Here is a 22,122-nt window from a genome sequence, read left to right as displayed (position 1 = left end):
ATTCTTTTCAGATGTTAGGGGAGGGCTCCCACCCATTGTTGAGTTTGGCACCCAGGCGGCTGCGCAGGCTCGCGCCTATTCTATCCAGAGGCAGGATTTGCTGCGCCGCATCGAGTTCGGCCGCCGCGCGCGGCATGCCGTACACGGCGCTGCTGGCCTGGTCTTGCGCGATCGTCGTCTTGCCGGCGCGGCGCATGGCCAGCAAGCCATCGCCGCCGTCGCGCCCCATGCCTGTAAGCAATACCCCGATGGCGTCGCCGCGCCAGTGCTGCGCCACGCAGTTGAAGAAGACATCGACGGACGGGCGGTAAACATAGTCGCGTGGTGCTGCATCGTAACCCAAACGATAATTTTGATCTAGCAGCAGGTGATCATTGGTCTTGGCGATCAGTACCGTGCCGGACACCAGTTCGTCGCCTTCGGCGATCACGCGCACGGGCATGCTGAGCTGGTCATCGAGCCATTTGGCGAAGTGCGAGGCGAAGGTCTCATCGATGTGCTGCACCACCACGATGGCGCAGCCGGGCGGCGCCGTCCAGCCGGACAGCACCTTGGCCACGGCCGACGGCCCGCCCGTCGAGGCGCCGATGGCCACCAGGGTCGATACCTGGCCTTCGCCCCGTTCGCCGCCATTGCCGTTCGTCTGGCGCGGCGGCGGTGCTTCGGCGCTGTGGCGTATCAGCTTGCCGATGGTCTTGATCTTGGCCAGCAGTTCGCTGTCGCCGCCCACTTGTCCCTGCAGCACGGGCGTGGCCGTGACGTCGAGCGCACCGGCGCCCAGCGCGCGGAAGACCTGGTTGACATTATCTTGCGGGCGGCCCGTGACCACCAGAATGGCGCACGGGCTTTGCTCCATGATCAGGCGCGTCGCCTCGACGCCGTCCATCTCCGGCATGTTCAGGTCCATCAGGATCAGGTCTGGGCGGTTGCCCTCGCACATGCGCACGGCTTCGAGCCCCGTGCGGGCAATCCACAGCACCTGGTGTTCCTGCGTGCTGGCCACCACGCGGCGCAGGGCTTCGGCGGCCATGGGGACATCATTGGCAATGGCAATTTTCATGAAGTACAACTCATAAGCGGGCATCTCCTATCAGGTCGGCCACCGCGTCGAGCAAGGTCTCGTCGTGGAAGCTGCCTTTGGTCAGATAATAGTCGGCGCCGGCGGACAGGCCGCGCGCGCGGTCTTCCGGACGGTCCTTGTACGACACGATCATCACCGGCAGCTTGTGCAGGTGCAGGTCCTTCTTGATCAGCGACACCAGTTCGATGCCATCCATGCGCGGCATGTCCACGTCGGTGATCACCAGGTCGTATTCTCCGCTGCGCACCACGTTCCAGCCGTCGATGCCGTCGATGGCCACGTCGACGTCGAAGCCGCGCGCCAGCAGCAGTTTGCGCTCCATCTCGCGCACCGTCAGCGAATCGTCGACGACGAGGATGCGCTTGGCGCGGCGCTGCTGCGCGTGGCCCGCCTGCGCCAGCTGGTGCAGGCCGCCTTCGTGCAGCAGCTTGTCGATCGACAGCAGCAAATCGGGCACGTCGAGGATCAGCACCGGTTCGCCGTCGTCGAGCAGGGCGGCGGCGGAAATGTCGCGCATTTTACCGAAGATCGGGTCGATCGCCTGCACCGCCAGGCTTTGTTCGCCGCGGATGGCGTCGACCACCAACGCATAGCTTTGCTTGCCGCGCCCGATCACCACCACCGGCAAGTCGTCGGCCTGGCTGGCCGCTTCGCCCAGCTCCAGTACCTGCGCCGCCGACACCAGGCCCAGATGCTCGCCCTTGAGTTCGAAGAACTGCTTGTTTTCCAGGGTATGGATGGCCGCTTGCGGCACGCGCACCACGCTTTCCACCTTGACGATGGGGATGGCGTAGGCTTCGCCCTGGATGTCGATCACCAGCGCGCGCACGATCGATTGCGTCAGCGGCAGGGTGATCAGGGCGCGAAAGCCCCGCCCCGGTTCCGATTCCAGGCGCACCGTGCCGTTTTGCTGGCGTATCGTCTCGTGCACGATGTCGAGGCCCACGCCGCGCCCGGACAATTGATTCGCCTTTTCCTTCAGGCTGAAGGCGGGCAGGAACAAAAACTCCAGCAATTCGCCCGGCGACAGCGCGGCGGCCATGGCGGGGCTGGCCATCTTGCGCTCGATGACGGACTGGCGGATTTTCTCCAGGTCGACGCCGCGCCCGTCGTCGCTGATCTCGATGCTCAGCATGCCGGCGCGGTGGCGCGCTTCCATGCGTATCGTGCCCAGCGCTTCCTTGCCCGCGTCGATGCGCTCGTACGGGCCTTCCATGCCATGGTCGATGGCATTGCGCAGCATGTGGTTCAGCGGGCTTTCGATCTTCGCCAGGATGTCGCGGTCGACCAGGGTGTCTTCGCCTTCGATCTCCAGCTGCACTTCCTTGCCCAGGCTGCGCGCCAGGTCGCGCACCATGCGCGGGAACGCGTGGATGCCGTCGCGGAAAGGGCGCATGCGCAGGGCCAGCACTTCGTCGACCATGCCTTGCGAGACGGCCAGCAAGCGCCGTTCATAGGTTTCGATGTCGGCGATGTGTTCGAGCATGAACTGCTTCAGGGGCTGCGTCTTTTGCAGCGCCAGCAGCGACTTTTCCATCAGGCCCGCGTCGCCCGAGCGGGCAATGGCTTCGTGCAGGTGCTCGATGGCGGAAAACAGGCTGCTCTGGTTGCGCTTGAAGCGCTGCAGCGCGCCGATGAACGGGTGCATCTGGTGCGCATTGATGCGCGATTCGCTGGCCAGCGACAGCAGTTTGTCGAAGTTTTGCGCCGGCGCCTTGGCCGGGGCGGCACCCGCACGCGGCGCCAGGGCGGCAGTTTCCGGTTCATCTCCCGCCAGGCCGCTGGCCACGGGAGCCTGCGCTTCAGCCACCGGCGGCGGCAAGGGCGCCGCGGCCGAGGGCAGGGCCGGCAATTCGGGCAAGTCGGCGATGCCGGCGATGGCGTTCAGGGTCTGGTCGATCTGCGCCGCATTCGCGGCCAGCCACGCTTCGGCGCCCGCGTCGTCCAGGCGCGACAGCTGCACGATCAGGTCGACGCCCGACAGCAGCACATCGACCCGCTCCGGCGTGAGTTTCAAGCGGCCGTGCTGGGCGGCGACAAAGCTGTCTTCCATGCCGTGCGCCAGCTGCACCACCACCTGCAGGCCGACGATGGCGGCGGCGCCCTTGATCGAGTGCGCCGCGCGCATCATCGCTTCGACGGCGGCCGCGTCGCCTGCATGGCGCTCCATGGCCAGCAAGCCATCGGTGAGAATCTGGGTCTGGCTGTCCGCCTCCATGCGGAACAGGTCCAGCATGGAAAAGGCACTCAGGTCGCCGTGCTGGTCCTGGCTCATCGTAATAGTCTCGCAAGTTGAAAGCCGATCAGCGCCGTGTCGAGGCAGCCGATGCGCAGGTCGCCCTCGGTGATCACGCCCGACAGATAGCGCGACAGGCCCTTGTTGATGGTGGCCGCCGGCGTTTGTACGGCGCCCGACGCGTAGCGCACGATGCCGTGCAGGTCGGCCACGGGCAGGGCGTAGGCTTGCTCTTCCCAGCGCATCAGCAGCAGGCGCGCGAACGTGTGGCGGCCCTTGGCCGGCGGCGCGCCCTGTTCGTCGATGCCCAGTAAATGCGCCAGCGACATGCACGGATACAGCTTGCCGCCGATATTGACGATGCCCGCCAGGCCGCGCCCGCCGCGGTGCGGCAGCACGTGCGGCTTGGCTTGCGGTGCCACGGAGTCGAACACGCGGGTGGGCAGCGCCAGCCATTCGCGGCCGATGCGAAACACCAGCGCCGAGCTGTCGCGCACTTCGCCGCCCGCATCGATCTGGCGGAAGTGGCTGGCCCAGTCGCGCCGGTAGTGTTCATCCACGGGCCGCTGCAGGTTGCGCTGGGCGGCGCCCGCATATACGTCGCAGTTACGGCAATGCACGTTGGCCGGCAGCCTGGGGCAGCTCTGGTCGCCGACCACGCCGATATGGTTCCAGCAGTCGTCGATGGTGGCGGGGGACTCGGTGGCGATGAGGTTTGTCATGCTTGCCCCTTAGTTGGACGCCTGGCGGCGCTGGTAGATGCGCGCCGCGCGCGCCTTCAGGGTGGCGGCGGCCGTGTGGTTGCCATTGCGTTCGGCCAGCAGTGACAGGTGGCACAGCGCTTCGTAATGGTCGGGCTGCAGGTAGATGCAGCGGCGCCAGTAATCATCGGCCAGATCCATCTTGCCGGCCAGTTCATTGATGATGCCCAGCATGAAATACGCTTCCGCCGCCTCGGGGGTTCGGGCCAGGTGGGCGTGGCATTTTTCGCCCGCCTCGCGCAGCTGGCCACGGTCGGCCAGCAGGCGCGCCTCGGCCAGCAAATCGGCCTGCGCTGTCGGCGCCGGCGAGGGGTGAGGTACGGGGCGCGTGCGCAAGGCCGCTGGTGCAATGGGGGAGACGGGAGCGGCAGCGCGCCTTGGCGCGGACGGCACGCTGCGCAAGGTGCGCAAGGCCGGCAGTGGCGCCACCTGCACCGGTCCGGCCGGCGCCGCCGTTTCCTTCTTCAGGGCGAAAGCCTGGCGGAACTGCAGCGTCGCAAAGCCGTTCTGGCAGAACGACGGCACTTCCGCATAGCCGGCCAGCAGCATGCCGTCGTCGGCCAGCAGGGCGGACAGATTCTCGATGGCCGCGCGCGTGGTCGGCTTGTCAAAGTAGATCAGCAAGTTGCGGCAGAAGATGACGTCGTAGTGGCGGCTGTAGGTGGCCGTGTCGAATTGCAGCAGGTTGCCTTGCCTGAAGGTCACCTGTTCGCGCAAGGAGTCGATGATGCGGTAGGAATCATCGGCCACGTGCGTGAAATAGCGCTCGCGAAAGGCCACGTCCTGCGCGCGGAAGGCGTTGCGGCCATAGATTCCCGCCTGCGCCCGCTCGATGCAGCCGGGGCTCAAGTCGTAGGCGTCGATGCTGAACGCCTGTCTCGGCACGCCGCCGTCGCGCAGCGCCATGGCCATCGAATACGGTTCCTCGCCGCCCGCGCACGGGATCGACAGGATGCGCGTGGCGCGCCCCCTGGCCCAGCGCTCCTGCACCAGTTCGACGGTGGCGTAGAACGCCTGCGGGTCGCGGAACAGCCATGATTCCGGCACCACCACCAGTTCGATCAATTGCGTCATTTCGGCCGGCGTGAGCGCCTGCAGATAGGCCTCGCTATCGCTAAAGCCCGTTTGTTCCATGCGCTGGCCGACGGCCCGTTCGGCCACGGACTTGGAGACGGACAGGCCGGTCGCGCGGCGCAGCAGGGCTTGCGCCGTCATGCCGCGCCCGCGTCTTGAAACAGCAGCGCGCGCACGTCCGGCGGCAGCAGGTGCTCGAGTTCGACCAGTTGCACGATGCCGTCGGCGTCGCTGGCCACCTGGCCCAGGAAGGGCGCCGTGGCCACGCCGCTATCCTCAAGCTTTTCCGCAGCGATGTCGGCGATGCCGCGCACCTGCGTGGCCATCAAGCCCAGCGCATGCGTGGCGCCGCCGGGCGCACGGTAGTCGACGATGACGATGCGCGTGTCGAATTGCGCGGCGGCGGCCGGCAGCCCGGCCAGGCGCGACAGGTCGATCACGGGCACGGGCGTGCCGTGCAAGTCCATCAGGCCGGCCACATAGTCTGGCGTGAGCGGCAACTGTTTCAGCTCCAGCAGCGGCAGGACGCGCACGATGCCGGCCAGGGGCAGGCCATAGCGGTCGCGTCCGATGTGAAAGAGCAGTACTTTCATGGGATCAGATGGTGACGGCGAAGGTCGACACGCTCGACTGCAGGTCACCCGCCGCATATTGCAGCTGGTGCACCGCTTCGCTGGTGGCCTTCAGCGATTCCACCGTCTGCTGGGTGGCGTCGTTGAGCTGCATCATGGTGTCGGAAATTTGCGAGGCGCCGATCGCTTGCGATTGCATGCCTTGCAGCACGGCATCGAATTGCGGCGTGAGTTTTTGCACCTGGTCCATCACGGACGACAATTGTTCCGCCACTTGCCGTACCTCGCCCACGCTGCGGCGAATTTCTTCCGAGAATTTATCCATGCCCATCACGCTGGCCGAGACGGCCGACTGCATTTCCTTGAGCATTTGCTCGATATCCCAGGTGGAAACGGAGGTCTGGTCGGCCAGGCGGCGGATTTCCGTCGCCACGACGGAGAAGCCGCGGCCCGCCTCGCCCGCTTTTTCCGCCTCGATGGCGGCGTTCAGCGACAGGATGTTGGTCTGGTCGGCCACCTTGGTGATGGTGATCAGCACGCTATTGATATTGCTGGCTTTTTCCGACAATGCCGCCAGCTTGGCGTTGATGGAATCGGTGGCCGAGACCATGTGCTGCATGGTCGAGTCCATGCGCTTGAGGTTATTTTGCGCTTCGGCAGTGGCATTCGTCGTGTAGTCGGCCACGGCGGTGGCGTCTTCCATGGTTTTGAGCAACTGGCTCGTGTTGGCCGAGATTTCCTTGGTGGTGCTGAGAATTTCCACGCTCGTTTGTGCTTGCTCGATGCCCGTGGCTTCCTGCTGGCGTGCCGAGGCGGCGATTTCCGTGGCGGACGTCGTCACCTGGATGCCGGCTTTTTGCACGTTGTTGAGCAGGCTGCGCAGGTTTTCAAACATCTTCGCCAGGCCGTTGCCCAGCTGGCCGATGGCGTCGCTGCCCGTGATGCCGACCTTGCCCGTCAGGTCGCCCGAGGCTGCCTTCGACACCACTTCCAGCAGGGAATCGACCTTGGCCCGCAAGCTATTCGTCGCGGCCAGTTCGTTGGCCTGGTTGTCCTGGATGGTTTGCGCCATGCGGTTGAATTCTTCCGTCACCTTGCCCAGCTCGTCGCGCGAGAGGATGGCGGCGCGCGCGCTTTGCTCGCCACCGGCGATGCGCCCGACGGCATCCGTCAGATTGTTCAGCGGGCCGAGGATGGCACGGCCGAGCAGGTAGGAAATGCCCAGCGCCAGCACCACGCACAGCAGGCCGCCCAGCGCCAGGGTCAGCAGCATGGTTTCCTGCAATTTTGTCGAGGTGGCCGTGCGTTCGGCCAGCAAGCGGGTTTCCTCGGCCGCCGCTTCGTCGAGCAGCTTGTTCGCTTGCGCGACGGCCGGATAGCCGGTCGGCGGCATGGTGCGCGCCACCGATTCCGTGGCGCCCGGCGCGTTGCCCAGCGCGCGGCGTTTTTCGATCAGGGGAGCGATCCACTCCTTGACCCAGGTGGCGGTCAGCGCGTCGATCTTGCGGAAGCGCTCCGACTGCACCTTGTTGTCGACCGTCATGGCGATGGCTTTTTGCGTGTGCTGGCTCAGCACCGCCATTTCATCGGTCTCCGGTGTCAGCGACGTTTCACTGCCTGTGAGGATGAAACCGCGCGCTTCCACCTGGATTTGCAGGATGGAATTGTGAATCCTGTCGATCTCGACCAGCACTTCCATCGTGTGGCGGTCCCAGGCATTGGCTTCCGACAGGCGCGAAAAGCTGTTGTAGGCCACGCCCAGCAGTATCAGGATGATGGCCACGATGGAGCCGAAGCCCAGGTACAGTTTATTCTTGATACTCAGGTCTTTGAACATGGGAGGGCTCCGGAAGCGGGAAGGTCAGCACAATTGCACTGTAGCATTTTGCCATGCGGACAGCAAAATGGGGGGCGTGCCGGGGCGTAAATCGCGGCAGAGTGCGCTGTAAACGGAAAAAGCCGCCCGTGGGCGGCTTCGGTGGATGCGGGAGATAGTGCCTCCCGGCAACTAATTACTTCTGGCCACGCTTTTCGCGGGCGATGGCGGCGATGCGCATGCGCAAGGCGTTCAGCTTGATGAAGCCGCCGGCGTCGGCCTGGTTGTAGGCGCCGCCGTCTTCGTCGAAGGTGGCGATGTTCATGTCGAACAGCGAATCCGTCTTCGAATCGCGCGAAACGACGATAACATTGCCCTTGTACAGCTTGATGCGTACCCAGCCGTTCACGGTTTCCTGCGTGTGGTCTATCAGGGTTTGCAGGGCGACGCGCTCGGGCGCCCACCAGTAGCCGTTGTAGATCATCGACGCGTAGCGCGGCATCAGGTCATCTTTCAGGTGAGCCACTTCGCGGTCCAGCGTGATCGATTCGATGGCGCGGTGGGCTTTCAGCATGATGGTGCCGCCCGGGGTTTCATAGCAGCCGCGCGACTTCATGCCGACGTAGCGGTTTTCCACCAGGTCCAGGCGTCCCACGCCATGCTTGCCGCCCACTTTGTTCAGTTCGGCCAATACGGTGGCAGGCGACATGCGCACGCCGTTGATGGCGACGATATCGCCTTTTTCGTATTCGATGTCCAGGTATTCCGCTTCGTCCGGGGCGTTTTCCGGGCTGACGGTCCAGCGCCACATGGTTTCTTCCGCTTCAGCGCTCGGGTTTTCCAGGTGGCGGCCTTCAAAGCTGATGTGCAGCAAGTTGGCGTCCATCGAGTACGGCGCGCCGCCGTTCTTGTGCTTCATGTCGATTTCGATGCCGGCGTCTTCCGCGTACTTCAGCAGTTTTTCGCGCGACAGCAGATCCCACTCGCGCCATGGCGCGATGATTTTTACGCCAGGCTTGAGGGCGTAGGCGCCCAGTTCGAAACGCACCTGGTCGTTGCCCTTGCCGGTCGCGCCGTGCGAGATGGCGTCGGCGCCGGTGGCGTTGGCGATTTCGATCAGGCGCTTGGCGATCAAAGGACGGGCGATCGAGGTGCCCAGCAGGTATTCGCCTTCATACACGGTGTTGGCGCGGAACATCGGGAAGACGAAATCGCGCACGAATTCTTCGCGGACATCTTCGATATGGATGTTTTCCGGCTTGATGCCGAATTTGATGGCCTTGGCGCGCGCCGGTTCCAGTTCTTCGCCCTGGCCCAGGTCGGCCGTGAAGGTGACGATTTCGCACTGGTAGTTATCTTGCAGCCACTTCAGGATGACGGAGGTGTCGAGTCCGCCGGAATAGGCCAGGACTACTTTTTTAATGTCGCTCATATTGCTTCCAGTTGTCGTTGTCGATGTATGTGTTGCGATGCTGCCGGGAGTTCTGCAGTTCCAGGCGAATTATTGGATTTTACCGAGTAACAGGTATTCAATCAGCGCTTTTTGCACGTGCAAGCGGTTTTCCGCCTCGTCCCACACGACCGATTGGGGGCCGTCGATCACTTCGGCGGCCACTTCCTCGCCGCGGTGGGCGGGCAGGCAGTGCATGAACAGGGCGTCGGGCGCGGCGCGGGACATCTTCGCGCCATCGACGATCCAGCCGTCGAAGGCGGCGATGCGGGCCGCGTTTTCCGCTTCGTAACCCATGCTGGTCCACACGTCCGTGTTGACCAGGTGCGCGCCTTCGCATGCGTCGGACGGGTTGGCGAAGAAGGTGTAGCGCTCTGTCTTGACTTGCGCCAGGTCGATGTCGTAGCCCTTCGGCGTCGACACGTTGACGTGGAAGCCGAACACTTCGGCCGCCTGCAGCCACGAGTACAGCATGTTGTTGGCGTCGCCGATCCAGGCGACGACCTTGCCGGCGATCGAGCCGCGGTGTTCGATGTAGGTGAAGATGTCGGCAAAGACCTGGCAAGGATGGTGTTCATTGGTCAGGCCATTGATCACCGGCACGCGCGAATTGGCGGCGAAACGCTCGATGATTTCCTGGCCGAAGGTACGCACCATGATGATGTCGCACATGCGCGACATGACCTGGCCCGCGTCTTCCACCGGCTCGCCGCGGCCCAGCTGGGAATCGCGCGTGTTCAGGTAGATGGCGGCGCCGCCCAACTGGTGCATGCCGGCCTCGAACGACAATCGCGTGCGGGTCGAGTTCTTTTCAAAGACCATCACCAGGGTGCGGTCGATCAATGGATGGTAGATTTCATAGTTCTTGAACTTGCGCTTGATCAGATGGGCGCGTTCGATCACATATTCATACTCTTCCAACGTGAAATCGGAGAACTGGAGGTAGTGCTTGATCGGTTTTTTTGTCGACATAATGACCACTTGAAGATGCGCAGGCCGCCGGCGGCGTGCCTTTCCCGCCGGGTTGCATCAGCGTACAACATCTCGTCTGATGACTGCCTCGCCCGGCGCGCTGCTGTGTTGATCGGTGCCCGTGCCTGTTTGTCGCACGGGTCGATGCGGTTTGCCAAGTTGTAAATCATGCAATGGCAGGGACTTCAGCCGTTCAATTATAAGGGTTTTGCTTTTAGATTGGAAAGACTGGCCGGACGCGTACTTGTATAGGCAAGCCTGCGCCCGGGCAAAGGGTGGGAATTAATAGATGCTAATAGATGCTGGCGGGCGCGGCGCCGTCCAGCTGCGGCGCTTCCAGCGGCAAGTCGAGGGTGAAGCGCGTGCCGGCGGGGCTGCTGGCCACCTGGATGGTGCCGCCCAGCAGGGCCGTGACGATGTTGTAGCTGATCGACAAACCCAGGCCGCTGCCACCCTGGCCCAGCTTGGTGGTAAAGAAGGGGTCGAAGATGCGCGACAAATGCTGTTCGGCGATGCCGCCGCCATTGTCCTCGAAGACGATGTGCACGCGCGCCGCCTCCATCGTGGCGGACAAACGCATGCAGCCCGTGCCGGCGCCGCCATCGTTGGGCGCGGGGGCGAAGGCGTGCAGCAGGGCATTGTTGATCAGATTGGTGATCACCTGGCCAAACGGACCCGGATAGCTGTCCATGGCGATGCCGAAGGCTATCTCCACTTCGATGCGGTGGCCCGAACTGCGGATGCGGTTCATGACGGTGGCGATGATTTCATTGCTTACTTGTTGCAAGTCAAACCGGCGCCGCTGCTCGGTGGTGCGGTCGACGGCTACCTGCTTGAAACTGTTGACCAGGTCGGCCGCGCTGCGCAGGCCGCGCATTACCAGCGCCGACGCCTTGCCCGCATCGTCGATGAAGGCGGCCAGGTCCGAGCGGCGCAGGCCGGGACCGTTCATCAGGCGTTCCACGTCTTCCGTCTTTTGCTGCATGGTGCTGGCGATTAATAAACTGTTGCCGATCGGGGTATTGAGTTCATGCGCCACGCCGGCCATCAAGGAGCCGAGGGCGGCCAGTTTTTCCTGCGATACCAGTTGCGCCTGGGCATCTTGCAGTTGCCGGTAGGCGCTGGCGTTGTCGAGCGCGATGGCGCCATACGCGCACAGGGTGCGGAAGATCAGCCGCTCGCGTTCGCCATACGCGTTGGCATGGCAAGCTTGCACCGTCATCACGCCCAGCACGCGTTCGCCCACCGTCAAAGGCACGTACAGCACGCTCTGGTTATGCAGGGTGCCGGGCACCGTGTAGGCGTGGCGGCGCGGCGGCACCTGGTCGATATACACTTCGCGCCGGCCCAGCAGGCAGCGCACGGAGTAGGCGCGTGGATTGTTCAGTGGAATGGCGTTGTCGGACAGGGGCCGGCCCGCTTCCATGCCGTGCGCGCGGCGCAGCGCCGTGCCTGCCGCGTCAAGCATGTAGACGGCGAACGTGTTGACGGGCAGCAAGGCGTGCACGTGGCGGTCGAGCACCTGGAATACGGCGCTGGCGTCGAGGTGGGTGGTGATTTCCTGGCCGATGGCCGACAGCCGTTCCAGGGTGTCGCTGGTCTGCTGCAGCACTTCGGCGCGGCGCGCTTCGGAGGCGGCCAGTTCGCGGTGGTGATAGCCTTCCGAGCGCGCATGTTCCGTCTGGTGGTAGACCTGCATGGCGGTGGCGCGGTTGCTCGCCTGCTGGGTGTGGCTTTTTTCGCGCGCCATGCCCGCATCGAGGGCGATATCGTAGGCGCGCGCATAGTCGCCCGCATGCGCGTATTCGCGCGCCAGCGCATCGAGCAGTTCGCCGGGCGGCGAATAGCCGTCGATGGAGGCGGCCACCTGCAGCGCCTGGTGCAGGAAATGCAGGGCGGGATTGCGCTCCAGCATGCCCGCGGGCGGCGGCAGCTCATGGCGCGCATGCAGCATCGACAGGACGCGCAGCGCCGCCACCTGGTGCATGGCGTCGCCTTGCGCGGTGGCCAGCTGGCAAGCCCGCTCGGCCGCCTGCAGCGCCTCGTCCGGACGGTCCAGGTAGGACAGCGCGTGGGCGCTGCCGCGCTGGGCCATGCTGCGAAAATCGGCCTGGCCCAGCGCTTCGGCGCGCTGCGCCAGCCGGCTGAAGGCATCGAGCGCCGTGTCGTAGTCGCCCTTGTCCAGGCTCAGTTCGCCCAGGTGGAACAGGGCGTTGGCGTACGTGCGCGCGCCCGACATGGGCGCCAGCAGGTGCAGCGCCTGGCGCAGCAAGTCTTCGGCCGTGGCCAGACGTCCCAGCTTGCGCATGGTTTCGGCCGTATGCGTCTGGCAGGCGCCGATGCTGCGCGGCCAGCCGGTGGGACGGGCCAGATCCAGCGCGCACTGCATCCATTCGAGGGCCGATTCGTTGTCGTTCAGGCTGGAAAAACAATCGCCGATATTGATGGCGGCCGTGATCGCGCCGCGCAGCTGGCCGCTTTCCAGCGCCGCTTCATAGCTTTGCATGTAGTGGCCGGCGGCCGTGCCCAGGTCGCGCGAGGTGTGCGCCAGCAAGCCGCGGAAGTCATGCACCCAGGCAGCGAGCGGCGCGGGCAGCTTGCCGCTGGCGCCGTCGGCCTGGAAGGCGGCACCCCAGCGGGCTTGGGCGGCCGGCGCATCGCGCAACACGGCCCAGCGCGCCGTGGCCGCGTCGGCCAGGCAGGCGCGCATCGCATCGCCGGCGCTGCGCGCCTGCTCGGCCGCGGCCAGCAGTTCGGCATCGCAGCGGGCATGGTCGCCCCGGTCGACGGCAATCGAGGACAGCAGCCAGTGCGCATCGGCGCAGGCGGCGCCGTCGCCGTGCGCGCACAGGATGGCGTGCGCCGCCATGGCCATGCTTTCGGCCGCATCGAGCGCCCCTTGCAGCCAGGATACTTCCGCCTGCACCAGTTGCAGACGCGCCTGCGCGATGGCCAGGGCGTGGTCCGGCAGTTGTGCCTGGGGCAGCAAGGACGCCGCTTCGGCCGCATGGTGCAGCGCCTGCGCGCAGTTGCGCTGGCGCAAATGCCATGCCAGCAGCATCAGCAAGGGCAAGCGCTCCAGGGCGCGCAATGGCCGCAGTGTGTCTTCCCACTGTGCAATGTCATGTTCGAGTGCGAACATTTCCATCCGAAATCTCCCGCAAGGCGATGGTGTTGGCCCGCGGCCAGTGACACCTTATTGGATCGCATTGTAAGCTGCATTCGGATGCAGTTGTTTGGCTGACTCGACAGTATTTTTTGCACATACCCGTTCGGACTGCGCAAAGCAGGCGGGGCGTGCACCAGCCCCTGCCGGCTGATGCACGCCCCGTGGACAGGCTGGCGACGGCCTGCCTGCCGGTCGCCATGTGTCTGCTTAGCGGCCGGCGAAGTGCACGCTGCCGGCCGTTTCGCCCGTCTTGGCGATGGCGCCCGGAATATTGTTCAGGCCGGTGATGGCGATGACGTCGCCATCGTTGCGAAATTCCATGCGGGTGCCGCTGGCCGTTTCAAAGACGCCAGGTGCGCGGCCGAACAGTTCTACTTCGGGCTGTCCCTTGATTTGCGTGAAATAGCGGTTGACTTGCTGGCGCAGGAGCAAGGTATCGCCCGTGTCGAGCTGGTAGCGATTGCCATACTGGCTGAATTCCTGCGGGGCCAGTTTGTAGACCTTGCCGGAGATCTGCACCTTGTCCTGTTCGCCGATTTCCAGCGCGCTGGCGCTGAGGCAAGACAGGCCGAGGACGAGGGCGGCGCTACCGAGGGCCAGGGTACGCGAGAACGATGCTTTCATGATTTCACCTTGTGATCAAATGCGGGTTGGAGTTAGACCAATGTTGTCTCCAGCAGGTTCGCTGGCGGGGACAATGCCAAGGTAGCAAGTGGATGGGTGCCATGCCAGCGCAAAGCGATGAAACGCCGGAATCCGGCGCTGAAACGCGGAATCGGGCGATGGATGGTTTTGGAATGAATGGGGGAAAGCGAGCTGTTCAGCAGAATTTAATTCTGTTTAGCTTGCAATATTGGTGTTTTTGTCGGTTTGACGCCCGCGCCGATGGCGGGCGCCAGGCGCGTTCAATACAGCGTTTGCGCCGACTCGTGCAGCAGCTGGCCATACAGGGTATGGCGCATCTTGGCGATCTTGCCTTCAGACAAGGCTTGCAGGATGGCGCATTGTGGCTCGATCAGGTGGCGGCAGTTATAGAACTTGCAGCCGCCCAGGTAAGGCTGGAACTCGCGGAAGGCCCGCTCCAGCATGCCTTCGGACAAGTGGTACAGGCCGAATTCCTGGAAGCCGGGCGAATCGATGATGGAGCTGTTCGCGCCCAGTTCATCGAGCTTGTACAGGCGCGTAAAGGTCGTCGTGTGCTTGCCCGTGTCGAGCGCGGCCGAGATTTCGCGCACGGCGATGTCGGCGTCCGGCACCAGCAGGTTGATCAAGGACGACTTGCCCATGCCCGACTGGCCGATGAGGATGGACGACTGGCCCGCCAGCAGCGGCGCCAGGGTGGCCACGGCGTGCTCGGGTTCGGCGCGCGCCGACACTTCATCGACGGGATAGCCCATCGAGGAATACGGCAGCAGGCGTTCGCGGGCACGTTCCAGCGAAGCGGTTACGTCCGTTTTATTCAGGATGATGCGCGCCGCGATGCCGGCCGCATCGGCCGCCACCAGCGAGCGCGAGATCAGGTCATCGGCAAAGCCCGGTTCCGTCGCCACGACGATGAACAGCTGCGTCAGGTTGGCGGCCAGCAATTTCGATTTGTACTGATCCGAGCGGTACAGCAAGGTCTTGCGTTCCTCGATGCGGTCGATGACGGCCTGGTCGTTGGAAGTGCGCGTCAGGTGCACGATGTCGCCCACGGCCACATTGGTTTTCTTGCCGCGCGTCACGCATTGCAGCTTGGCGCCGTCCACGTCGGCCAGGTAATGGCGGCCGTGGGCGGCGATGATGATGCCTGTCAACTTGCCTTCGCTCATGCGGTCACCTGGCTGCTCTGGTAGATGAGGTCGGCCTTGGCGGCGCAGATGAAGTCGTTTTCGGACAGGCCGCCGGCGCCCTGGTTGACCGAGTGCGTGTCGTAGCGCACGGCGCAGGTTTTGTAAGTAATGATGAGCTCCGGATGGTGGTCTTGCGTATGGGTCATATAGGCCAGGGCGTTCACGAACGCCAGGGTCTGGTAGTAATTCTTGAAGCCGAAGTCGCGGCACAGCTTGCCATTTTGCACGCTCCACTGCGGCAGCAGGGCGTGCAAGGTGGCGATGTCCGAGTCGCCCAGCGCCTGCTGGCGCGGCGCGCAGGACAGTTGGGCCAGGTCTTGCGAAGTCGATGGCGTATTCATGCGGAAGCCCCTTTCAGGTGGCGGATGCGCACGCTGGCCGGCGGGTGGCTATCGTAAAAGGCCGAGTGCAGCGGGTCGGGCGTCAGGGTCGACGCATTGTCTTCATACATTTTGACGAGCGCCGAGACCAGGTCGTCCGCCTGCGTGTGCGTGGCGGCAAAGGCGTCGGCCTCGAATTCGTGCTTGCGCGAGCTGAGCGAGGTCAGCGGTCCCAGCAGGAAAGTGAAGACGGGCAAGGCCAGCATGAACAGCAGCAGCGCCAGCGCGTCCGTCGGCTGGCCCGTCAGCGCCAGCGCGACCGGGTCGACGCCCAGGCCCGCGTAAAACCACGGCTGCGTCTTCAGGAAGCCCAGCAGCGCGAGGAAACCCAGCGAGATGACGAACATCATGGCGATGCGCTTGACGATGTGCTTGAGCTTGAAGTGGCCCAGTTCATGCGCCAGCACGGCTTCGATTTCCTGCGGCGCCAGGCGCGACAGCAGGGTGTCGAAGAAAACGATGCGCTTGTTGGCGCCAAAACCCGAGAAATACGCATTGCCGTGGGCGCTGCGCTTCGAGCCATCCATGACGAACAGGCCTTTCGAGGCAAAGCCCACGCGCTGCATCAAGCCTTCGATGCGGCTTTTCAGCGCTTCGTCGGCCAGCGGCGTGAATTTGTTGAACAGCGGGGCGATGACGGTGGGGAACAGCACCATCATCAGCAGCTGGAAGCCGCTCCAGACGAACCACGCGTACAGCCACCACAGGTCGCCCGACTTGGCCATCAGGGTCAGCACGACCCAGATCAGCGGCAAGCCGATGACGGCGCCCAGGCCCACGCCCTTGAGCATGTCCGTGAAAAACAGCTTGCGCGCCATGGTGTTGAAGCCGAAGCGCTGCTCCAGCACGAACTGGCGGTAATAGTCGAAGGGCAGGTCGATCAGGCCGGAAATGGCGGCAAAGGCGGCGATCAGGCCGATCTGATACAACATGGGCGAGCCGGGACCCATCCATTCATTCAGGTGCAGCGCCAGCCATTGCAGGCCGCCCAGCAAGGTAAAACCGATCAGCACGGCATAGTTGATCAGCAGGGTCAGCAAGCCGAACTTGGTCTTGGCCACCGTGTAGTCGGCCGCCTTCTGGTGCGCGGCCAGCGGGATTTTTTCCGCGAATTCGGGCGGGACAACGGCGCGGTGCGCCAGCACGTGGCGAATCTGCCGCGAAGCGAGCCAAAAGCGCACGGCCAGGGTCAAAACGAGGACGGATACAAACAAAATCGAAAACGCGAGTGAATACATTCTGTGCCTGTGAGAAAATGGCTGATTATTTAGTTTGATTAGGCCAAGAGAGAATTATGTCACAAGCGACCGACTTATCTGCACCCACCTCCGCATCCACTCCCGCACCCGCGGTGCCCGCACGTCCAAATGAGATGAACCTGGTCTGGGTCGACATGGAAATGACGGGTCTGGAGCCCGATACCGACCGCATCATCGAGGTGGCGGTAGTGGTGACGGACATGCACTTGAACCTGCTGGCCGAAGGCCCCGTGTTCGTGATTCACCAGTCGGATGAAACCCTGAACAAGATGGATGCCTGGAACAAGGGCACGCACGGCCGCTCGGGCCTGATCGACAAGGTCAAGGCGTCGACCGTGACGGAAGCCCAGGCGGAAGCGGAGCTGATCGCCTTCCTGAAGAAATACGTACCGGCAGGCAAGTCGCCCATGTGCGGCAACACCATCGGCCAGGACCGCCGCTTCATGGTGCGCGGCATGCCGAAGCTGGAAGCGTTCTTCCACTATCGCAATGTCGACGTGTCGACACTGAAAGAACTGTGCAAGCGCTGGAAACCTGAAATCGCCACCGGTTTCAAGAAGCACCAGAAGCACACGGCGCTGGCCGATATTCTGGAATCGGTCGAAGAGCTGAAGTATTACCGCGAGCATTTCATCAAGTTGTGATGAAGTTGTCGGCTTACGCGCTGCGCGCTAAGCCGAGCTACTGGCTCCGGCTGGTTTGGTGGTGTTGTCGGGTTACGCGCTGCGCGCTAACCCGACCTACGGGGCATTACCTCCGCTTTCGTAGGTCGGCGTTGGTCGGCGTAGGTCGGCTTAGCGCCCTGGCGCGTAAGCCGACGCATCCACCGGCTCGACATCAAGGGTGGACCATACGCCTTCCTCATCCCGCCATTCCAGCGTAAACGGCCCCGTTTGCCGCAAGCCCGTGATCCAGCGCACTGCGCCTGGCTGGCGATAATATGCCTGACATAGGCCGAATTTTCCCCCCAGCTTGCAAATCACCAATCCCTCTCCCGCCACGGCGCACCACTGTTCATGGCCATCGATCAAGGCCACGGCAGGATCGCCATAGAACTCGCCCACGCTGGCTTGCCGGCCATCGGCCGCCGTCACCGTGGCGTGTTCATATTCATGTTGAACTATATATACGGCGCTGCGCGCCAATTCCTGCTGAGTCATGCGGTCTCCACGGTGGGCCAGACGGTTTCCTGGTCGGCGCGCGCCTCGGCGATCAGCCATTCGCAGAAGGCATGCACGAGGGGCCGTGTTTCCGCCTGGGGCGAGCGCAGCAGATAATAGCAGTGGGGGCCGCGCACGGCGTGTTCGAACACGCGCACCAGGCGGCCCGAGCGTAAATCGTCGCCGATCAGGGGGCTGGCGGCGATGGCCACGCCCTGGCCGCTGGCGGCCGCGTCCAGGCACAGATAGGTGTGCGAAAAGCGCGCGCCGCTGTTGCCGCTATTGCCGCTGTAATGCACGCCGCAGCTGTGCAGCCAGCGCGTCCAGTCGATTTCGCCGGGCAAGTGCACTTCCGGCTCGTCATGCAGCAGCGGGTAGCGCAGCAGGTCGGCGGGCTGGCGCAGGCTGGCGGCGTTGGCGCGGAAATCGGGGCTGCAGACGGCGGAAAACCATTCTTCCATCAATAAATCGACTTTCAGGCCCGGATAGCGGCCCGGTCCCAGGCGTATGGCCACGTCCACGCCATCGCGCGCCAGGTCGACCGGATGCATCGATGCCAGCACGCGCAGCTCGATCTGCGGATAGCGGTCGCGCAGGCGGCCCAGGCGCGGCATCAGCCAGCGCGAGACGAGCGAGCTGGTGGCCGTCACCGTCACCACCTTGTCGTCGCCCTGGCGCCGCGCCTGCTCGGACACGTCGGCCAGCTGGTTGAGGATCGGCCCCAGCGAGGCCGCATAGCGCTGCCCTGCATTGGTCAGCACCACGCCGCGCGGCAGGCGCTGGAACAGCACGATGCCCAGCCACGCTTCCAGCTGCTTTACATGGTGGCCGATGGCGCCGGCCGACACGTGCAATTCTTCGCCCGCGCGCTGGAAGCCTTCATGGCGGGCGGCCGCCTCGAAGGCGTGCAGGGCGGCGAGTGGGGGCAAGGGACGTGACATGGCACTCTCAAGAGAATTGAGCCTCAGTAATATTCGGCCTATCCGTGAAGAATATTGGTTTGTTTCATTTTGCGCAAGCGAATATGATGCCGTCTATGCGTGAAGTGACCCGCAATATGATTCACGCATATATTTCACGTACGCATCACCTTCCAGCCTTGCTTGGCATTAATATTTACAACGCCTGGGAAAACCGTCGCGAGCGGCAGTGATTTGTGGCCGAGAAGCGCAACCGTACTTCAGTACGGTGAGCATCGCCGGCCGCAAAGCGCGACGCGCAGCAGGTTTACCCTGGCGTACTCAAAGAGGTTTAGTCATGTCTGATCGCCGCGCTGTTGCGCTGGTGTTGCTGTCGGCCGCCGGTTTCGGCAGTTCCGCAGTGTTTGCCAAGGCGGCATATGCGTCCGGGGTCAACCCGTCGACCATGCTGGCCTTGCGTTTCGTTATCGCCGCCATGCTCTTGCTGCCGCTCGTGTGGCTCGGCGGCTGGCGCTTGCCGCGCGGCCGCCTGCTGGCCGGCTACATGCTGATGGGCCTGATGTACACGGCCCAGTCGCAAGGCTATTTCAATGCCCTGATGTATGCCAGCAGCGGCCTGTGCGGCATGTTGCTGTATGTGTATCCCGTGCTGGTGACGATCCTCGCGCTGGCGCTGGGCTGGGAAAAGCTGGACCGCCGCATGCTCGTACTGATGGCGCTGGCCATTGCCGGCATGGCCATCACCCTGGGCGGCAAGCTGCAGGGCCAGCCCATCGGCATCGCGCTGGCATTGATGGCCGCCGGGGTGTATGCCGTGTACATCCTGTTTGGCAACAGCCTGTCGAAAAGCCGCGAGAATATTCACCCATTGGCCGCCTGCGTGGTGATCCTGGGCACGGCCGGCCTGTCGAACAGCGCGATTGCCTTGTGGCAAGGCGTGTCCTTGCCGGGCACGGCGACGGGCTGGCTGGCCGTCAGCGCCATCGCCCTGTTCTCGACGGCCATCGCGATTGCCGCCTTCTTTGCCGGCGTGGCGCAGATCGGCGCGGCCAAGGCGTCCATCATTTCCACGTTTGAACCCGTCATCACGATGGCGTTTGGCGTGACCTTGCTGAAGGAATCCGTGAGCGGCACGCAATTGCTGGGCGGCGCCATGGTGCTGGCCGCCGTCGTCTTGCTGGCGCAGCGTCCCACTGCCAAGCCGGTCTCCATGCCAGCCGTGCAAGCGAGCGCCTGACCTTTTTTCCCGAACTGATCGGTTGTATTGATCGGTCTCCTTTGCGCCGCGACGGGTTTCCTGTTGCGGCGCTTTTTTTTGGCCGCGCACAAATAACTCTTGATTGCGAATGATTCTCATTTATAATTGATTTCAAGATTCCCTACCACCAGCCAGCCCATGCCAGCCAGTGTTCGCCTTGAAAGGAGACACCGTGACGAGCATGCCCCCTATTTGCAACACCGAGCTGGTCGCCAGCGAATTTGCCCGCCTGCGCCGCGAAAAGAAAGCCCGCCACCGCGACATCGCCGAGGAGCTGGCCATTTCCGAAGGCGAGCTGATCGCCGCGCATGCGGGCCTGTCGCTGGCCGATGGCGCCTTGCTGGGCGCCGAGCGCCTGCAGGCCGACTGGCCCGCCATCGTCCAGGCGCTGGAGCCGCTGGGCGAAGTCATGGCGCTGACGCGCAACGCTTCGTGCGTGCATGAAAAGACGGGTGTCTATCGAAAAGCTAGTCACACCAACCACGTGGGCCTGGTGCTCGGCGGCGACATCGACTTGCGCGTGTTTTACCGCCAGTGGGCGCATGGCTTTGCCGTTCGCGAGATGGGAGAAAAGGAAGTGCAGCGCAGCCTGCAATTTTTCGATGCGGCCGGCCACGCCGTGCACAAGATTTTTCTCAAGCCGCAAAGCGACGTGGCCGCCTACGATGCGCTGGTGACGCGCTTCGCCGACGCGGACCAGGCGGCCGGTATCGCCGTGACGGCGCCGGCGGCGCCGCCGGCCGAATTGCCCGACGCGCAGATCGACGTGGCCGGCTTTCGCGCCGCCTGGGCCGACTTGCGCGACACGCATGAATTTTTCACTTTGCTGAAAAAATATTCGGTCTCGCGCCTGCAAGCCCTGCGCCTGGCCGAGCCGCGCTTCGTGCAGCAGCTCGACAAATCCTGCGTGCTCGACCTGCTCAATAACGCCGCCCTCGAAAAGGTGGCCATCATGGCCTTCGTCGGCAATGCAGGCATGATCCAGATCCATTCGGGGCCCGTGCACAAGATCGCCGTGATGGGGCCGTGGATCAATGTCCTCGACACGCGCTTCAACCTGCATTTGCGCGAAGACCATATCGCCAGCGCCTGGGTGGTGAAAAAGCCGACCGTCGATGGCCTGGTGACGTCGGTGGAACTGTTCGACGCCAAGGGCGACACCATCGTCATGTTCTTCGGCGAACGCAAGCCGGGCGTGCATGAACTGTGCGAATGGCGCAACGTCGTCGAGCGCGTGCTGCAGGAGGGCGAGCTATGCGCCGCATGATCGCCGCCAGCGTGGCGCGCCGCATCGCGCTGAAAAAAATGGGAGCGGGCGCGCTGGCGCTGGCCGCGCCGATGCAGGTGCTGGCCGCCGTGTCCGACGCGGCCAAGCCGGTGATCAAGGCGCGGCGCATCGTCAGCGTCGGCGGCGCCCTGACGGAAATCGTCTATGCGCTCGAAGCGCAGGGCGAGCTGGTGGGCGTCGATACCACCTCGCTGTATCCGGCCGTGGCGCAACAGCTGCCGCAGGTCGGTTACGCGCGCACCCTGTCGGCCGAGGGCGTGCTGTCGCTGGCGCCCACGCAGCTGATCGCCACCGAGGAAGCGGGGCCGCAAGCCGTGCTGCGCCAGGTGCGCGACGCGGGCGTGCCGGTGGCGGTGCTGAACGCAAATAACCAGTTCGAAGGTTTGATTGAACGGGTCAAACAGGTGGGCCAGATCACGGGCCGTGCCGACCCCGCCGCGCGCCTGGCGCAAGCCTTGCAGCAGCAGTGGGACGGCGCCCTGGGCAAGGTGCGCCAGCGCCAGCATGCACCCGTGCGCGTGCTGTTCATCCTCGCCCATGCGCCGAACCAGGTGATGGTGGGCGGGCGCGAGACGGGCGCGGACGCCATGCTGGCGTATGCGGGCGCCGTCAACGTGATGGGCGGGCAGGGTGGATTCGCCGGCTACAAGCCGCTCACGCCCGAAGCCGTGATCGCCGCGCGGCCCGACATCGTACTGGTCACGGACCAGGGCTTGAAGGCCTCGGGCGGCGTGGACGGCATCTTGAAACTGCCAGGGCTGGCGCAGACGCCGGCCGGGCGCAAGCACCGCATCGTGTCGCTGGAAGCCATGCTGCTCTTGGGCTTTGGCCCGCGCATGCCGCAGGCGCTGATGGAGCTCGACGCCGCCTTCGCAAAAGCCATGACTGCATGAA

At 64.0% G+C, this 22,122-nt stretch carries 19 protein-coding genes; 4 read left to right on the top strand and 15 right to left on the bottom strand.

From position 1 onward, the window contains the following. Window positions 1-7 precede the first annotated feature (7 nt). From cheB to HWE17_RS15390, 13 genes are all read right to left on the bottom strand, one after another. Window positions 8-1,060 carry a chemotaxis-specific protein-glutamate methyltransferase CheB gene (cheB, locus tag HWE17_RS15450; RefSeq protein ID WP_035828838.1) on the bottom strand — a complete coding sequence of 351 codons (1,053 nt, stop codon included), beginning with the start codon at window positions 1,058-1,060 and terminating at the stop codon, window positions 8-10. A gap of 10 nt (window positions 1,061-1,070) precedes the next feature. Continuing rightward, window positions 1,071-3,356: a hybrid sensor histidine kinase/response regulator gene (locus HWE17_RS15445; protein WP_176389346.1), complete on the bottom strand. Its 2,286-nt coding sequence runs from the start codon at window positions 3,354-3,356 to the stop codon at window positions 1,071-1,073. Further along, the gene (locus tag HWE17_RS15440) at window positions 3,353-4,039 is read right to left on the bottom strand and encodes a chemotaxis protein CheW (RefSeq protein WP_176389345.1); all 687 of its coding nucleotides are present in this window, start codon (window positions 4,037-4,039) and stop codon (window positions 3,353-3,355) included. The genes HWE17_RS15445 and HWE17_RS15440 overlap by 4 nt, the downstream gene beginning before the upstream one ends. A gap of 9 nt (window positions 4,040-4,048) precedes the next feature. Further along, window positions 4,049-5,293: a protein-glutamate O-methyltransferase CheR gene (locus HWE17_RS15435; RefSeq protein ID WP_176389344.1), complete on the bottom strand. Its 1,245-nt coding sequence runs from the start codon at window positions 5,291-5,293 to the stop codon at window positions 4,049-4,051. Further along, window positions 5,290-5,745: a chemotaxis protein CheW gene (locus HWE17_RS15430; protein WP_035825958.1), complete on the bottom strand. Its 456-nt coding sequence runs from the start codon at window positions 5,743-5,745 to the stop codon at window positions 5,290-5,292. The genes HWE17_RS15435 and HWE17_RS15430 overlap by 4 nt, the downstream gene beginning before the upstream one ends. A gap of 4 nt (window positions 5,746-5,749) precedes the next feature. After that, complete coding sequence (locus tag HWE17_RS15425; protein ID WP_035825960.1) at window positions 5,750-7,561, bottom strand: methyl-accepting chemotaxis protein; 1,812 nt, start codon at window positions 7,559-7,561, stop codon at window positions 5,750-5,752. Window positions 7,562-7,736: 175 nt separating this feature from the next. Continuing rightward, entirely contained in the window at window positions 7,737-8,972 is a 1,236-nt protein-coding gene (locus HWE17_RS15420; RefSeq protein ID WP_035825961.1) for an argininosuccinate synthase, read from the bottom strand. Window positions 8,973-9,041: 69 nt separating this feature from the next. Then, window positions 9,042-9,962 (bottom strand): ornithine carbamoyltransferase, encoded by a 921-nt coding sequence (argF, locus tag HWE17_RS15415; protein WP_139090833.1) that lies wholly within the window; start codon window positions 9,960-9,962, stop codon window positions 9,042-9,044. A 292-nt stretch (window positions 9,963-10,254) separates the two neighbouring features. Next, a complete protein-coding gene (locus HWE17_RS15410) occupies window positions 10,255-13,104 on the bottom strand; it encodes an ATP-binding protein (RefSeq protein ID WP_255206263.1) in 2,850 nt (949 codons plus the stop codon). Between the two features lie 234 nt (window positions 13,105-13,338). After that, entirely contained in the window at window positions 13,339-13,755 is a 417-nt protein-coding gene (locus tag HWE17_RS15405; protein WP_176389342.1) for a hypothetical protein, read from the bottom strand. Between the two features lie 281 nt (window positions 13,756-14,036). Further along, on the bottom strand, window positions 14,037-14,942 hold the full coding sequence (rsgA, locus tag HWE17_RS15400) for a ribosome small subunit-dependent GTPase A (RefSeq protein ID WP_096234426.1): 906 nt from the start codon (window positions 14,940-14,942) through the stop codon (window positions 14,037-14,039). Continuing rightward, window positions 14,939-15,304, bottom strand: a complete 366-nt coding sequence (locus HWE17_RS15395; protein ID WP_176389341.1) for a 4a-hydroxytetrahydrobiopterin dehydratase — start codon at window positions 15,302-15,304, stop codon at window positions 14,939-14,941. The genes rsgA and HWE17_RS15395 overlap by 4 nt, the downstream gene beginning before the upstream one ends. Then, window positions 15,301-16,581 carry a M48 family metallopeptidase gene (locus HWE17_RS15390; RefSeq protein ID WP_034785061.1) on the bottom strand — a complete coding sequence of 427 codons (1,281 nt, stop codon included), beginning with the start codon at window positions 16,579-16,581 and terminating at the stop codon, window positions 15,301-15,303. The genes HWE17_RS15395 and HWE17_RS15390 overlap by 4 nt, the downstream gene beginning before the upstream one ends. 56 nt (window positions 16,582-16,637) lie before the next feature. Between HWE17_RS15390 and orn the strand changes: the two genes are divergently transcribed. After that, window positions 16,638-17,246 (top strand): oligoribonuclease, encoded by a 609-nt coding sequence (gene orn, locus HWE17_RS15385; protein ID WP_176389340.1) that lies wholly within the window; start codon window positions 16,638-16,640, stop codon window positions 17,244-17,246. Between the two features lie 150 nt (window positions 17,247-17,396). On the opposite strand, the gene HWE17_RS15380 is transcribed toward orn, so the two are convergent. After that, window positions 17,397-17,762, bottom strand: a complete 366-nt coding sequence (locus HWE17_RS15380) for a hypothetical protein (RefSeq protein WP_176389339.1) — start codon at window positions 17,760-17,762, stop codon at window positions 17,397-17,399. Beyond that, entirely contained in the window at window positions 17,759-18,703 is a 945-nt protein-coding gene (gene gcvA / locus HWE17_RS15375) for a transcriptional regulator GcvA (protein ID WP_058051030.1), read from the bottom strand. Before gcvA ends, HWE17_RS15380 begins: the two co-directional genes overlap by 4 nt. Window positions 18,704-19,019: 316 nt before the next feature. Here gcvA and HWE17_RS15370 point away from each other — a divergent pair, with 316 nt between their 5' ends. The 3 genes from HWE17_RS15370 (at window position 19,020) to HWE17_RS15360 (ending at window position 22,121) form a co-directional block, all read left to right on the top strand. Next, window positions 19,020-19,919, top strand: a complete 900-nt coding sequence (locus HWE17_RS15370) for a DMT family transporter (protein ID WP_058051029.1) — start codon at window positions 19,020-19,022, stop codon at window positions 19,917-19,919. A 202-nt stretch (window positions 19,920-20,121) separates the two neighbouring features. After that, a complete protein-coding gene (locus tag HWE17_RS15365; protein WP_176389355.1) occupies window positions 20,122-21,207 on the top strand; it encodes a hemin-degrading factor in 1,086 nt (361 codons plus the stop codon). Beyond that, window positions 21,195-22,121, top strand: a complete 927-nt coding sequence (locus tag HWE17_RS15360; protein ID WP_176389338.1) for a hemin ABC transporter substrate-binding protein — start codon at window positions 21,195-21,197, stop codon at window positions 22,119-22,121. The genes HWE17_RS15365 and HWE17_RS15360 overlap by 13 nt, the downstream gene beginning before the upstream one ends. Window position 22,122 lies beyond the last annotated feature (1 nt).

Source organism: Janthinobacterium sp. BJB401, from assembly GCF_013372745.1.
GTDB classification, from domain to species: domain Bacteria; phylum Pseudomonadota; class Gammaproteobacteria; order Burkholderiales; family Burkholderiaceae_D; genus Janthinobacterium; species Janthinobacterium rivuli.
Note: the sequence above shows the minus strand (reverse complement) of the source record. Positions and strands in the feature narration are given on the sequence as shown.